The organism is Sphingomonas aerolata, assembly GCF_023935825.1.
GTDB classification, from domain to species: Bacteria; Pseudomonadota; Alphaproteobacteria; order Sphingomonadales; family Sphingomonadaceae; genus Sphingomonas; species Sphingomonas aerolata.
Genome location: NZ_CP098762.1, coordinates 1,530,814 through 1,544,052, shown reverse-complemented (window position 1 = coordinate 1,544,052; position 13,239 = coordinate 1,530,814). Strand labels below are relative to the sequence as shown.

The 13,239-nt window shown below is 67.1% G+C and carries 14 protein-coding genes and 1 tRNA gene; 11 read left to right on the top strand and 4 right to left on the bottom strand.

Going from position 1 to position 13,239, the window contains the following annotated elements:
* The first annotated feature begins 1 nt into the window (after window position 1).
* Complete coding sequence (gene wecC, locus NEF64_RS07305; protein ID WP_056406315.1) at window positions 2-1,297, top strand: UDP-N-acetyl-D-mannosamine dehydrogenase; 1,296 nt, start codon at window positions 2-4, stop codon at window positions 1,295-1,297.
* Here the strand turns inward: wecC and NEF64_RS07300 are convergent.
* Window positions 1,294-2,376 carry a M48 family metallopeptidase gene (locus tag NEF64_RS07300; protein WP_156360332.1) on the bottom strand — a complete coding sequence of 361 codons (1,083 nt, stop codon included), beginning with the start codon at window positions 2,374-2,376 and terminating at the stop codon, window positions 1,294-1,296. The genes wecC and NEF64_RS07300 overlap by 4 nt on opposite strands.
* A 92-nt stretch (window positions 2,377-2,468) precedes the next feature.
* Here NEF64_RS07300 and NEF64_RS07295 point away from each other — a divergent pair, with 92 nt between their 5' ends.
* Complete coding sequence (locus NEF64_RS07295; RefSeq protein ID WP_051916432.1) at window positions 2,469-3,269, top strand: metallophosphoesterase family protein; 801 nt, start codon at window positions 2,469-2,471, stop codon at window positions 3,267-3,269.
* 169 nt (window positions 3,270-3,438) lie between these two features.
* Window positions 3,439-3,684, top strand: coding sequence for a hypothetical protein (locus tag NEF64_RS07290; protein WP_031394633.1), 246 nt, complete (start codon window positions 3,439-3,441; stop codon window positions 3,682-3,684).
* A 444-nt stretch (window positions 3,685-4,128) separates the two neighbouring features.
* Here the strand turns inward: NEF64_RS07290 and NEF64_RS07285 are convergent, their stop codons facing one another.
* Both NEF64_RS07285 and rpsU read right to left on the bottom strand, forming a co-directional pair.
* Window positions 4,129-4,698: an FKBP-type peptidyl-prolyl cis-trans isomerase gene (locus tag NEF64_RS07285; RefSeq protein WP_031394634.1), complete on the bottom strand. Its 570-nt coding sequence runs from the start codon at window positions 4,696-4,698 to the stop codon at window positions 4,129-4,131.
* A 133-nt stretch (window positions 4,699-4,831) separates the two neighbouring features.
* Window positions 4,832-5,038: a 30S ribosomal protein S21 gene (rpsU, locus tag NEF64_RS07280; RefSeq protein WP_031394635.1), complete on the bottom strand. Its 207-nt coding sequence runs from the start codon at window positions 5,036-5,038 to the stop codon at window positions 4,832-4,834.
* Between the two features lie 186 nt (window positions 5,039-5,224).
* Here rpsU and cysS point away from each other — a divergent pair, with 186 nt between their 5' ends.
* Both cysS and NEF64_RS07270 read left to right on the top strand, forming a co-directional pair.
* On the top strand, window positions 5,225-6,691 hold the full coding sequence (gene cysS / locus NEF64_RS07275; RefSeq protein WP_056406311.1) for a cysteine--tRNA ligase: 1,467 nt from the start codon (window positions 5,225-5,227) through the stop codon (window positions 6,689-6,691).
* A gap of 61 nt (window positions 6,692-6,752) precedes the next feature.
* Window positions 6,753-7,691, top strand: coding sequence for a D-2-hydroxyacid dehydrogenase (locus NEF64_RS07270; RefSeq protein WP_056406309.1), 939 nt, complete (start codon window positions 6,753-6,755; stop codon window positions 7,689-7,691).
* 37 nt (window positions 7,692-7,728) lie between these two features.
* Here the strand turns inward: NEF64_RS07270 and NEF64_RS07265 are convergent, their stop codons facing one another.
* Window positions 7,729-7,989, bottom strand: coding sequence for a hypothetical protein (locus NEF64_RS07265; RefSeq protein WP_156360331.1), 261 nt, complete (start codon window positions 7,987-7,989; stop codon window positions 7,729-7,731).
* A 101-nt stretch (window positions 7,990-8,090) separates the two neighbouring features.
* On the opposite strand from NEF64_RS07265, the gene NEF64_RS07260 reads away from it, so the two are divergent.
* From NEF64_RS07260 to NEF64_RS07235, 6 genes are all read left to right on the top strand, one after another.
* Window positions 8,091-9,464, top strand: coding sequence for a class II 3-deoxy-7-phosphoheptulonate synthase (locus NEF64_RS07260; RefSeq protein ID WP_031394637.1), 1,374 nt, complete (start codon window positions 8,091-8,093; stop codon window positions 9,462-9,464).
* 113 nt (window positions 9,465-9,577) lie between these two features.
* Window positions 9,578-9,652: transfer RNA gene (locus NEF64_RS07255), tRNA-Glu, on the top strand.
* Between the two features lie 163 nt (window positions 9,653-9,815).
* On the top strand, window positions 9,816-10,391 hold the full coding sequence (locus NEF64_RS07250) for a GNAT family N-acetyltransferase (RefSeq protein ID WP_082446793.1): 576 nt from the start codon (window positions 9,816-9,818) through the stop codon (window positions 10,389-10,391).
* A 186-nt stretch (window positions 10,392-10,577) separates the two neighbouring features.
* A complete protein-coding gene (locus NEF64_RS07245; protein ID WP_235516365.1) occupies window positions 10,578-12,125 on the top strand; it encodes a PAS domain-containing sensor histidine kinase in 1,548 nt (515 codons plus the stop codon).
* Complete coding sequence (locus NEF64_RS07240) at window positions 12,118-12,750, top strand: response regulator transcription factor (protein ID WP_056406307.1); 633 nt, start codon at window positions 12,118-12,120, stop codon at window positions 12,748-12,750. The genes NEF64_RS07245 and NEF64_RS07240 overlap by 8 nt, the downstream gene beginning before the upstream one ends.
* Before the next feature lie 70 nt (window positions 12,751-12,820).
* On the top strand, window positions 12,821-13,234 hold the full coding sequence (locus NEF64_RS07235; RefSeq protein ID WP_056406305.1) for a response regulator transcription factor: 414 nt from the start codon (window positions 12,821-12,823) through the stop codon (window positions 13,232-13,234).
* Window positions 13,235-13,239: the final 5 nt, after the last annotated feature.

The following is a 13,239-nucleotide window of genomic DNA, read 5'->3' as shown; positions in this document are numbered from 1 at the left end:
CATGCTTTCCGATACTGAACTGAACGTCGTCGTCATGGGGCTGGGCTATATCGGCCTGCCCACCGCGGCGATCATCGCGCGGACCGGCGCCCGCGTGCTCGGCGTCGACGTGACCGAACGCGTCGTCGAGACGATCAATTCGGGGCGCGTGCATATCGAGGAGGTCGATCTCGACGGTCTGGTTTCGGGCGTGGTCGCGCGCGGTACGCTGCGCGCGGCGATGACGGTCGAGCCCGCCGACGTCTTCGTGATCGCGGTCCCGACCCCGTTCGACGCCGCGCATGCACCCGACATCAGCTATGTCCTGGGTGCCGCGACGACGATCGCGCCGGTGCTGAAGCCCGGCGATACCGTCATCCTCGAATCGACCTCGCCCGTCGGGACGACCGAGAAGGTCCGCGACCTGCTGGCGACTTTGCGCCCCGATCTGCGCGTGCCCGGGCGGACCCGCGACCAGGCCGATATCGCGATCGCCTATTGCCCCGAACGCGTGCTGCCGGGACGCATCCTGGTCGAGCTGATCGACAATGACCGCGTCATCGGCGGGATCACGCCGCGCTGTGCGCGCAAGGCGCTGACCTTCTACCGCCGGTTCGTGCGCGGCGCGTGCGTCACGACGACCGCGCGCGCCGCGGAGATGACGAAGCTGACCGAGAATGCGTTTCGCGACGTCAACATCGCGTTCGCCAACGAGCTGTCGCTGATCGCCGACACGATGAACGTCGATGTCTGGGAGGTGATCCGGCTCGCCAATCGCCACCCGCGCGTCAACATCCTGCAGCCCGGGCCCGGTGTCGGCGGGCATTGCATCGCGGTCGACCCCTGGTTCCTCGTCCATGCAGCACCCGACCAGACGCCGCTGATCCGCACCGCGCGCGAGGTCAATGACGGCAAGACCGATCACGTCATCGCGCAGGTCGCCGCCATGATCGCGGCGGATCCGGCCGCGCCGGTCGCGTGCCTGGGCCTCGCGTTCAAGGCCAATATCGACGATTTCCGCGAGAGCCCGGCGATGAAGGTCGCGCTGGCGGTCGCGAATCGCTTCGGGGATCGCGTCCGGATCGTCGAGCCCTATGCCAGCACGCTGCCACCCGGCTTTGCCGGCACCGGTGCGACCCTGATCGACGTCGACACCGCGATCGAGACCTGCCCGATCATGGTCGTGCTGGTCGATCACGACGTCTTCCGCTCGATCCCGCTCGAGGAGCGCAGCGAGAAGACGGTGCTCGATACGCGCGGGATCTGGCCCGACCAGCCGCGCAGCCCCGCACAGCCGGCGGCGCGGATCGCCAACTAGCGAAGCGGCTGGGTCCGCAGCGCGAGGACGTCGGCGGGCAGGATCGGCCGTTCGGGGCGGCGGGCAATGTCCTGAACGACGGCGTCGAGCGCGGTCGCCCGTGCCTTGGACGAGGCGTGGGTGCGGCTGCGGAACAGGCCGCCGTCGATCGTGCCCCCCTTCTCGCGCCAGAATTGCGGCGCCGAGCGCGGATCATAGCCGGCATTGGCGAGCAGATAGACGCTGAGCCGGTCCGCCTCGTCCTCGGTCTGGCGGATCAGCCGGCCGTTGCGGCCGAGTTCCGCCATCAGCCCGCGGCTGATCTTCGCGGCGTCGAGCCGGTCGCGGTGGCGCAGGATGTTGTGCGCCAGCTCGTGCGCGACGATCACTGCGATCTCCGCGTCACTATAGCCTTCGAAATACTTCTCGCCGATCTGGACGACAGCGCCGTCCGCGCTCGCATCGAGGCCGCTGCCGAGCAGGATCTCGAATCGCGAGCGGCAGCCCGCGACAGCCGGGATCGAGACCGTGACCGCGCGCCCGTCGCGCAGGACCGTCATCGCGATCGGTGCGCCGGGCGGCTGCGCGGCGATCAGGGCCTCGGCAGCGTCGCGGTCGGCGGGGGTTTCCGCGGTGTCCGCGGCACCGATCCCGGGTTGCCGCTTGCCCGCGAGCAGCTGGATCGAATCCCCCGACCGGACGCCTGCGCGCGCGGCCGGCCCGTCGGCGACCACCGCCTCGACCCCCAGCCGCGTTTCGAACCCGAACACGCTGAGCGCATTCGGCCTGGCCTCCGCACTATATTGGTTGAGCGCATGGATCGGCATGCCGATCTGCGGCTGCAGCCGGTCGCACAACGCCGCATTGGCGGAGGTCAGCCGGTATCCGATCGTCGCCAGCCGCAGATCCGCGGCGCGCAACGCCTCGAAGAATGCCCTGGGCGGGGCCTCCGCGGGTGCCGCAGCCGGAGCGGCGGTGGTGCCAGCGAGGGAGACGGACAGCGGCGGAACCGCGGAGGCTGCACCTGCGCTTAGCAGGACTGCGGGCAGGATACGCATGACGATCGACATGCGGCCCTGATAGACGGCTTTCAGCCGCACGCCATCCATCCTCGCGCAGGAGTCGACGAACCGCGCCGCGTTGCGACGGCGCGCCCGAGCCTCTATGTGCGGTGCCAACGGATATAGACTTTATGATTTCAAGATTCTTTCGGTCCAAGGCCCCGCGATCCGCGGGCCGATCCTGTTCGATCCCCGACGGCCGGCGCGTCTATGCGGTCGGCGACATCCATGGCTGTGCCGATCTGCTCGACGACCTGATCGCGCAGATCGACGCGGACGATGCGGCACGCGGCGCGGCGGAGACGACGGTCATCTTCCTCGGCGATATCGTCGATCGAGGTCCGGGCTCGGCCGCGGTGATCGATCGGCTGATCGGCTATGCCGCGGCGCGCGCCGACGTGCGGTTCCTGCAGGGCAATCACGAGGAGATCTTCCTCGGCGCGCTCGACGGCGAGCCCAAGGCGCTGCGGCTCTTCTGCCGGATCGGCGGTCGCGAGACGGTGCTGAGCTATGGCATGGATGCGGCGGAATATGAGCGGCTCGATTACGAGGAGCTGGTGCAACGTCTCGCGCAGCTGGTGCCCGAGGCGCATCGCACGTTCCTGGCGGGCTTCGAGGATCTGATCACGATCGGCGACTATGCGTTCGTGCATGCGGGCGTCCGTCCGGGAACGCCGCTCGCAGACCAGCGCGGTTCGGATCTGCGCTGGATTCGCGATCCGTTTCTCGATCATCGCAGCCCGCTCGACAAGATGATCGTCCATGGCCACACGGTGATCGAAGAGGTCCAGACGATGGCGCATCGTATCGGCATAGATACGGGCGCCTATGCGACCGGTCGGCTGACTGCGCTAGGGATCGAGGGCGATCGCACATGGACGTTGCAGACGGCACCCCGCCCCGGCTCGTCGGAAAATTCTCTCGTATCCTGAAAACTATGCCTTCTCGTCTTACTACAATAGGGTATACCCCCAGGGCGATCAGGGCATGTTGCCCGCTCGCAACAGTATGGAACTCTTCCGTACCGTTCCAGTTACCTCGGTTGCGCAAGGTCAGGTTTCGTGCCAAAGACCTACGTGACGAGCACAAAGGGAGTTCATCATGCGTCTTGGGAAGTATCTCCTGACCGCAGCAGCAGCCACGATGGCAGTTGCTCCGGCCATGGCAGCACCGGTTAATTCGGCAGCAAGCCTTTCGGTTTCGAAGTCGGCTCGCGCCGGTTCGGTTACCGCAAAGAAGAACAAGGTTGCAGGCGGCGGCGTTATCGTTGCAGTCCTCGCAGCAGCAGCCGTTGTCGGCGGCATCGTTATCGTTGCCGATAACGACGACGACAGCGACAGCAACTAAGCCTAGGCTCAGTTCTGGAAAATAGCGGTCTTCGGGCCGCTATTTTTTTTGCCTGCCGCAGATGGGTCCGGGGCGGATACGGCGACACTCCAGCGCCCCTCCCCGCCTCGCACCGCTGCGCAAGCCACCGCGTGCCACCGAGATCGACGATAGATTGCGACGATCCGCGGGACTGAGGCCTGCACACGAATTCCGGCAGACGAGCATGATCCGCCATGCCGCTGTAATGCCGGATGGTGTTTGACCCCTGACGCGGCGCGCCCACCCTTGGCCATGGCAGGCGGGCGCGAGATGACCCGAGGCGTCACCGGGCGCATCGGCCGAGCCCTGCATGATCCGAGTTACGCCGACATAGAAAGGCCGCCCGCGACGATCAGTCGCGGACGGCCCTGTATCATGATGCCGAGTCCGGCGAGTCGGGCGGCGAACCGCCCGACGAGGCGATCAGCGCGGCTGCGGTACCGCGCCGCCGGCGCCCGGCGCACCCTGCTGCATCTGCATCTGCTGCTGCGCCTGCATCTGCTGGACGACGCTTTGCGGCAGGAAGTCGAGCAGCTCGACGTCGAACACGAGCGTCGAGTTGGCCGGGATCGGTCCGCTCGCCTTGTCGCCATAGCCGAGCGAAGGCTTCAGCCAGAAACGGTACTTGCCGCCCTTTGGCATCAGCTTGAGCGCTTCGGAGAAGCCGGGAACGACGCCCGTGACGGGCAGCGGCGTAGGCTGCTGCGACTTGTCGAAGGTGGTGCCGTTGAGGAGCTTGCCCTCGTAATTCACCAGCGCGACATCGGCATCGGTCGGCTTGGCGGCACCGGGCTTGCCCGGCGTCAGGATCTTGTACTGGAGGCCCGACGCGGTCGTGACGACACCCTTGGCGCGCCCGTTGCGGGTCAGCGGATCGTCACCCTGGCGCGCAAGGGCGACGGCGCCGATCAGCGCGAGCGCGATGCCCAGCCACAGATAGATGAGATAGCTGCGCTTGGTCGGCTGCAGCGGAACGGCGGTGACGGTCGACATCGGACAAACCCCGGGTCATCTGGTCACGCCGGAGCGCCGCGCGTGCCGTAGAATTCGTAATCGGAGCCGCGGTAACGCGGCCCCCAAAACCCTGGCTGCGCGTGCAGCCGAGGGTTCCTACTGCAGGCGAAGCTTAGCGTGCGCCGTCGCGCTCGGCGCGCTTGCGCTCGAGCTTGCGCGAACGACGGATCGCAGCCGCACGCTCGCGAGCGCGCTTTTCCGACGGCTTCTCGTAGTGGCGGCGCAACTTCATCTCGCGATACACGCCTTCACGCTGCAGCTTCTTCTTGAGCGCGCGAAGGGCCTGGTCGACGTTGTTGTCGCGGACGATGATTTGCATAAACCCGTTAAGCTCCGGTCGAATAGATACGAATGGATAGTGCCGTCGCGAACAAGTCCGCGCCGCATGAACGGGAGCCCCTAACAGCGTGTGCCCGCTGTTTCAAGCCAAACCCGCCCTATCCGTGTCGGGATCGACGTCGGGCACCGGTTTACGCGCCTGCCAAGCGAGCGCTAAGAGCCGCGCATGACCACGCACGCCCTGACCCTGTATAACAGCCTGACGCGCCGGCTCGAGCCGTTTGCGCCGATCGATCCCGCCAATGTCGGGCTCTATTCCTGCGGACCGACCGTCTACAACTATGCGCATATCGGCAATTTGCGCGCCTATGTCTTTACCGACACGCTGTCGCGGACGCTGACGTGGAAGGGCTTTGGCCTCACGCACATCGTCAACATCACCGATGTCGGCCACCTGACGTCGGATGCCGATGCGGGCGACGACAAGATGGAGGCCGCCGCGCGCGCCAGCGGGCAGGATATCTGGGCGATCGCAAGACATTACACCGAAGCCTTCAAGCGCAATCTGATCGACCTCCACATCCGCACGCCGACGCGCTTCCCGCTCGCGACCGACCATATCGCGGAGATGATCGCCTTTGCCGAGGCCATCGCGCCGGAGCATTGCTACCTGCTCGAGGACGGGCTGTATTTCGATACCAGCACGGTCCCGGATTATGGCCGGCTTGCCCGGTCGAACGACGATGCCGGCGAGAGCCGGATCGATCCGGTCGCGGGCAAGCGCCACCCGCAGGATTTCGCGATCTGGCGGACATCGGCCCCGGGCGAGATGCGCCAGATGGAATGGGAGTCGCCCTGGGGACGCGGTGCACCCGGCTGGCATCTCGAATGCTCGGTGATGAGCCAGAAATATCTGGGGCCGCAGTTCGACATCCACACCGGCGGCATCGACCACCGCGAGATCCACCACCCGAACGAGATTGCGCAGAATCAGGCGCGTTGCGGCTGTGCGGACACCGGGGCGAACCTCTGGATGCACAACAACTTTCTCGTCGAACGCTCGGGAAAGATGTCGAAATCCGGCGGCGAGTTCACGACTCTCCAGACTCTCGTCGATCGCGGCTTCCACCCGCTCGCTTATCGGCTGATGTGCCTCCAGGCGCAGTATCGCAGCGAGCTGGAATTCTCCTGGGACAATCTGGCGGCCGCGACGACGCGACTGAAGCGGCTGGCGCTCACCGTGCAGGCGTTGCGCGACCGGGCGGCCCCAGGCAATTCGGCAAGCGATCCCGCCAAACCCGCGACCGACGCCGTCCGCGCTCTGCTCGCTGGCTACCGCGACCGACTCGACATCGCGGTCTGCGACGACCTCGCAACGCCGCGCGCCTTGCCGGTCCTCGACGAACTGCTCGCAGACAAGCGACTGTCGCCCGCGGACCGACTCGCCGCGCTGGCCGATTTCGATGCGGTGCTGGGACTTGATCTCGCAGCCCTGCGCCGCGAGGATCTGCGCGTCCGGCCGGCCTCGGCCACGCTCGACGCCGCAGCCGTCGACGAACGCCTTGCCGAGCGCCGCGCCGCGCGGGCTGCGAAGGACTTCCCGCGGTCGGACGCGATCCGCGACGACCTCGCCAGCGCCGGGGTCGAGGTGATGGACGGCGATCCGCTTGGCTGGGACTGGCGGATCGGGTGATCGGCGGCGGAGACGACTCCGCGCTTTGGCGTCACGCCCGAAGCGCGGTACAGAGGCGGGGATGAAAGCCGTCCTCCCCGCCGCCGCCCGTCCGCTGCTCGAACCGCATCTGCCATCCGATCTCGACGTCGAATGGTTTGCAACGCCAAGCGAGGCGAATGCGGCGATCGCCGATGCGGACATCGCCTGGGTCGACATGCAGCCGACTCACCTGGTGGCGGACGCGATTCGCGCCGCCGGGCCGCAGCTGAAATGGGTGTCGACCATCTATGCGGGACTCGACGCCTTCCCCCTTGCATGGCTGCACGACCGGGGCGTGATCCTGACCAACGGTGCGGGCATCAACGCGGTCGCGGTCGCGGAATATGCGGTGATGGGGATACTCGTCGCCGCCAAGCGCCTCGACACCGTCCTCCGCGCGCAGGCCGATCATGTCTGGCTGAAGGACGCGCCGGGCAAGATCGAGCTTGCCGACACGCGCGCGCTGGTCATCGGCTATGGCACGATCGGCGCGATGATCGGCGATCGGCTCGCGGCCTTTGGCGTCGACGTGACCGGCGTGACCCGGACCGGGCGCGGCGCGACGCTCACGCCCGATGCCTGGCGCGCCCGTCTCGGGGAGTTCGACTGGGTGGTGCTTGCCGCGCCCTCGACCGATGCGACCAAGACGCTGATCGGCAGCGGCGAGCTTGCCGCGATGAAGGACAGCGCATGGCTGATCAACATCGCGCGCGGCGACATGATCGATGACGAGGCGTTGCTCGCAGCCTTGCGTTCGGGACAGATTGGCGGGGCGTTCCTTGATCCGACGCACCCCGAACCGTTGCCGGCCGATCACCCCTTATGGTCCGCGCCGAACACGATCCTGACGATGCATCTGTCGGGTCGCAGCCAGACCAGGATGTTCAAACGCGGAGCGGCGATGTTCCTCGACAATCTGCAGGCGTACCGCGCGGGGTCCGCGATGCGGAACGTCGCTGATCTTGCAGCGGGCTATTGAACGATAGCGTCGGTGGCAGGCACCGGCGGTCGCACGATCAGCTGCGCGCGGTGCCGTTGTTCGGGCTGTTATAGTCCTTGATCCCGCGACGACGGCGCTTGTCGCGACGGCGGCGCTTCATCATCATGATCAGCACGGGCACGCCGATCGCGACACCGACGCCAACGATCGAAAATGCAATGATAATTCGCAAGGGAAGATCCATCATCGCCCTGTGCCAAACCTGCCCGACATTGAGAAGCGCTTTCTCTACAATCTCGGGCAACCCCTGACCGTCCGGATCGCTGCGATCAGTCACATTGCATCCGGTACTCGTCCGCCTGCAAGCTTTACTTGATTGCGCCAAAAGCCGATTCGGCGCATGGCCGCGCCTCGAATTCACCAATCGGACGAACAATTATGGCCGCAAACTGGGCCCCCGACAGCTGGACCACGCACGAAGCCCGCCAGCTCCCCTCGTATCCCGACGCCGGCGCGCTCGACGCCGCGACCGCACAGCTTGCGACGTTTCCGCCGCTCGTCTTCGCAGGCGAGGCGCGCAACCTGACCGCGAGCCTCGCCGAGGTTGCGGCGGGCAAGGCGTTCCTGCTCCAGGGCGGCGACTGCGCCGAGAGCTTTGCCGAGCACAGCGCGAACAACATCCGCGATACCTTCCGCGTCATCCTGCAGATGGCGGTCGTGCTTACCTTCGCCTCGAAGCTGCCGGTCGTGAAGCTCGGCCGCATGGCGGGCCAGTTCGCCAAGCCGCGCTCGGCCAATACCGAGACGATCGGCGGCGTCGAGCTGCCCAGCTATCGCGGCGACAACGTCAACGACATCGCCTTCACGGCCGAGTCGCGGGCCCCCGATCCGCAGCGGATGATCCGTGCCTATTCGCAGTCGGCGGCGACGCTCAACCTGCTCCGCGCGTTCGCGCAGGGTGGGTATGCCAACCTGCATCAGGTGCATCGCTGGACGCACGACTTCATGGGCCGCAGCCCCTGGTCGAAGAAATATGCCGAGACCGCGGACCGGATCGGCGAGGCGCTCGAGTTCATGGCGGCCTGCGGGATCGATCCGGAAACCGTGCCGCAGCTTGCCCAGACCAATTTCTACACCAGCCATGAAGCGTTGCTGCTGCAATATGAGCAGGCACTCACGCGGCAGGATTCGCTGACCGGCGACTGGTACGACACGAGCGCGCATTTCCTGTGGATCGGCGACCGGACGCGATTCGAGGGGTCGAGCCATGTCGAATATCTGCGCGGCATCGGCAATCCGATCGGCATCAAATGCGGTCCGAGCCTCGAGCCGGACGCGCTGCTGCGGATGCTCGATACGCTCAATCCTGCGCGCGTCCCGGGCCGGATGACGCTGATCACGCGCTATGGCTATGATTCGATCGAGGCCGCGCTGCCCAAGCTCGTCCGTGCGGTGACCCGCGCGGGGCATCCCGTCGTCTGGTCGTGCGACCCGATGCACGGCAACGTCGTCAAGGCGGCCAATGGCTACAAGACCCGGCCGTTCGAGCGCATCCTTGCCGAGGTCCGCGGCTTCTTCGCGGTGCACCGCGCCGAGGGCACGCATGCCGGCGGCATCCATATCGAGATGACCGGGCAGAACGTCACCGAATGCACCGGCGGCGCGGTCGACGTCACCGAGCAGAGCCTGGCGGACCGGTATCACACGCATTGCGATCCGCGCCTGAACGCCAGCCAAAGCCTTGAGATGGCGTTTCTTCTGGCCGAAATGCTCAACGCCGAAATGGCCGAGCGCAAGAAGGTCGCTGCCTGACGACGACGATCGTCAAGGCGATCCGGCGGCAAAACGTGCACCTCGCGCGATTTTGCCGCCGCACCGCCTTGACGCCCGCGCCCCGCTTCCGTAGGAGCGCGGCTCGACTACACGGCCCCTTCGTCTAGCGGTTAGGACGACGCCCTCTCACGGCGTAAGCACGAGTTCGATTCTCGTAGGGGTCACCAAGTCTACCCATTCTGACATCACTGGGACGTAGTACACTGCGGCATTCGTGTGCGCGGCAATCGTGTCGCTACGTGTTTCCCGATGGTGCAGCGACGGGCGAGCGGGCGCTACCCGGGGCCGTCCTCATTTTCGAGGGCGTGCACCCCGTGGAAGGATGCCAGCATGGCCGATGCCGCCCGCAACACCGATTCGCCAGATACCCTCCCCGCGCCGGCCACCGACTGGAGCGCGGATCTGACGACCCGGACCGGCTACGCGTTTCACGTCCGCCCGATCACGCCGGATGACGAGGCGGCGCTGGCTGACTTCTTCACGCATGTCGGCAAGGAGGATTTGCGCTTCCGGTTCCTCAGCGCGATCAACCATGTCGGGCACGAGCAGCTGCTCGCGCTGCTGCGCGTCGATCACGAGCATAGCGAGCATTTCCTCGCCTGCGAGATCGGCAGCGGCCGGATCCTCGCGACCGCGATGCTGGTCGGCGATGACGACGGCCTGCGCGCGGAGGTCGCGGTCGCGATCCGCAGCGATTTCAAGCGGCGCGGGATCAGCTGGGTCCTGCTCGATCACGTCGCGACGTTTGCCCGCGCCAAGGGCCTCCGCACGCTCGAATCGATCGAAAGCCGCGACAATCACCAGGCGATCGACATGGAGCGCGAGCGGGGCTGGACGGCAGCCCCCTGCCCTGGCGATCCCTCCGCGATGATCCTGCGACTGACGCTGGCATCGCCGCCCGCCTGACCCGTTCGGACACTGGGGTGCTCGATCGAGCGGCGGTGGCCGGTGCGGCGGTTCTGGTCTATCATCCAGGCCGGTTCCGTACCGGCGACCAAGACCTTGGCCATCGGCGTATCGGGCCCGACCGCCGGACAAGGCCCAGAGCCCGATGAACCGCACGCGCCCAGCCCGACCGGCCGCCCCACCCGCATGATCGCGCATCCGTCCGACATGGGCGACGCGGCTGCCGGACGTCCCGCCGTGCTGGCGGAGGAACTCGGCCTGCTGATCGACGCGGCGACGACCTATGCGATCTACATGCTCGACCCGCAGGGGCGCGTGACGATCTGGAACCGGGGCGCCGAGCGGATCAAGGGATGGACCGAGGCCGAGATCATCGGCCGCGATGCCGCGATCTTCTACCCGGCCGAGGACGTCGCGGCGGGCAAGCCGCGCGCCGATCTCGAGCGCGCGCATGCCGGTGGCCGGATCGAGGAGGAAAACTGGCGGGTCCGCAAGGACGGATCGGAATTTCTCGCGAGCGTGACGATCACCGCGCTGCATGACGACGCGGGCGCGCTGCGCGGCTTTGGCAAGGTGATCCGCGACATCACCGACGAGAAGGCGGCGGAGGCCGCGATCCTGCGCCGCGAACATCATCTCCGCTCGATCCTGAACACCGTCCCCGATGCGATGATCGTGATGAACGAATACGGCGTCATCGTATCGTTCAGCGCCGCCGCCGCGCTCGTCTTCGGCTATGAGACGGACGAGGTGATCGGTCGCAACGTCGCGATGCTGATGCCGCCCGCGAATGCCGCTGCGCATGACGCGCATCTGCACACCTACCGGCGGACCGGGGTGCGGCACGTCATCGGCAATGTCCGGCTCGAACACGCGCTACGCAAGAATGGCGAGGTCTTTCCGATCGAACTCGCGGTCGGCGAGGCGTCGATCGCGGGCGAGCGGATCTTCACGGGCTTCATCCGCGACATCAGCCAGCGCCAGGCCACCGAGCGCCGGCTGAAGGAGCTGCAGGCCGAGCTGGTCCACGTCTCGCGGGTCAGCGCGATGGGCACGATGGCATCGACGCTCGCGCATGAGATCAACCAGCCGCTGACCGCGATCGCCAATTATCTGGAGGCGACGCGGGACATGATCGGCGACACGCCGTCGCCGCTGCTGGCGGAGATCGCCGAGGCGCTCGAGCTGGCGGCGGCGCAGTCGCTGCGTGCCGGCACGATTGTCCGGCGGCTGCGCGCGTTCGTCGAGGGCGGCGACACCGCGCTGCGGGTGGAGCCGCTCGCCGCACTCGTCGAGGAGGCGATCAGCCTGGGGCTGCTGGGCGCGCACGAGGCGGGGATCACGGTCACCACCGATATCCGCCAGGGCGCCGATCTGGTGCGGGTCGACCGCATCCAGATCCAGCAGGTCCTGGTCAATCTGATCCGCAACGCCATCCAGTCGATGGCCGGCGCGCCCGACAAGCGCCTGACGATCGCGACGCTGGCGGATCGCGAAGGCTGGGTGCGGATCAGCGTGGCCGATACCGGTGCGGGCATCGATCCGGCGATCCGCGAGCGCCTGTTCGACGCGTTCGCGACGACCAAGAGCGACGGCATGGGCCTTGGGCTGTCGATCTGTCGGACGATCGTCGAGGCGCATGGCGGCCGCATCTGGGTCGAACCGACATGCCCCGCCGGTACCGCCTTCCACTTCACGATACCGCTCGCCACACAGGATGTTGCCGATGGATGAGACCAGCCACGTCGTGCACGTCGTCGACGACGATCCCGCGATCCGCCAGTCGGTCGGGTTCCTGCTGCGCAAGGCGGGCTATGCGGTCGAGACGCATGTGTCGGGCACGCATTTCCTCAAGCACGTCACGCGCGAGGCGCGTGGCTGCGTTCTGCTCGACGTGCGGATGCCCGATATCGACGGGCTCGAGGTCCAGGCGACGCTGGCGCAGCGCGGCATAGCCCTGCCCGTGATCATGCTGACCGGGCACGGCGACGTCGCGCTCGCGGTGCGTGCGATCAAGGCGGGGGCGATCGAGTTCCTGGAAAAGCCGTTCGAGCGCGCGACGCTGCTCGCGGCGATCGAGATCGCGCTTGCCAAGGCCGCACGGATCGGCCGCGACCAGCTCGCCGCGGCCGAGGCCCGCGTCCTGCTCGCGGCGCTGACCCCGCGCGAGCGCGACGTGCTGGACGGGATGGTCCTGGGCCGGCCGAACAAGCTGATCGCGTTCGATCTCGACATCGCGACGCGGACGGTCGAGGTCCACCGCGCCAATCTGATGGAAAAGCTGATGGCGCGCAGCCTGTCGGACGTGCTGCGCATCGCCTTTGCCGCGGGTCTGGGCGAGACGGCCGACCCGGCCTGAGCGCCCCCCGTGTTTTACGTACAGACCGGGTCCGCGGGTCCTGTCATCGAAGATCCGACAAGGATCGACGATGAACCCACCGGCCCCGTTTCTGCCCACCAGCCCGGGCATCTCGCTGGTCGACGGCAATCCCGCGCGACGCCGCGCGCGGCAGATCCTGCTGCTCTCCGAACGCTACCGGGTACGGTCCTATGCAAGCTGTGCGGCCCTGGTGTCCGATCCGGCATCGCGCGAGCATGCGTGCATCATCCTGGACCTCTCCGATTCCGGGCTGGCGGGGCAGGATGACGACGGGATGGCGGCGCTCGCCGCGATGCGGGGCCTGGGCTGGGCTGGCCGGGCGATCCTGCTCGACGGGCGGGTGCCGTCGCCGGACCTGATCGCCGCGGCGGCCCCTCAGGGTGACCGGATCCTCGACCGCGCGACCACCGACGGTGCGCTGCTCGCGGCGATCGCGGCCGCCATGCTGACGCTCGCCGGCTAAGGACG

Excerpts from the sequence above, each read along its gene's own strand:
- wecC (WP_056406315.1), top strand. The coding sequence starts at position 2 with ATGCTTTCCGATACTGAACTGAACGTCGTCGTCATGGGGCTGGGCTAT.
- rpsU (WP_031394635.1), bottom strand. The coding sequence starts at position 5,038 with ATGCAAATCATCGTCCGCGACAACAACGTCGACCAGGCCCTTCGCGCG.
- NEF64_RS07235 (WP_056406305.1), top strand. The coding sequence starts at position 12,821 with ATGAACCCACCGGCCCCGTTTCTGCCCACCAGCCCGGGCATCTCGCTG.
- NEF64_RS07285 (WP_031394634.1), bottom strand. The coding sequence starts at position 4,698 with ATGTCGACCGTCACCGCCGTTCCGCTGCAGCCGACCAAGCGCAGCTAT.
- NEF64_RS07295 (WP_051916432.1), top strand. The coding sequence starts at position 2,469 with ATGATTTCAAGATTCTTTCGGTCCAAGGCCCCGCGATCCGCGGGCCGA.
- cysS (WP_056406311.1), top strand. The coding sequence starts at position 5,225 with ATGACCACGCACGCCCTGACCCTGTATAACAGCCTGACGCGCCGGCTC.
- NEF64_RS07245 (WP_235516365.1), top strand. The coding sequence starts at position 10,578 with ATGATCGCGCATCCGTCCGACATGGGCGACGCGGCTGCCGGACGTCCC.
- NEF64_RS07270 (WP_056406309.1), top strand. The coding sequence starts at position 6,753 with ATGAAAGCCGTCCTCCCCGCCGCCGCCCGTCCGCTGCTCGAACCGCAT.
- NEF64_RS07260 (WP_031394637.1), top strand. The coding sequence starts at position 8,091 with ATGGCCGCAAACTGGGCCCCCGACAGCTGGACCACGCACGAAGCCCGC.
- NEF64_RS07250 (WP_082446793.1), top strand. The coding sequence starts at position 9,816 with ATGGCCGATGCCGCCCGCAACACCGATTCGCCAGATACCCTCCCCGCG.
- NEF64_RS07290 (WP_031394633.1), top strand. The coding sequence starts at position 3,439 with ATGCGTCTTGGGAAGTATCTCCTGACCGCAGCAGCAGCCACGATGGCA.
- NEF64_RS07240 (WP_056406307.1), top strand. The coding sequence starts at position 12,118 with ATGGATGAGACCAGCCACGTCGTGCACGTCGTCGACGACGATCCCGCG.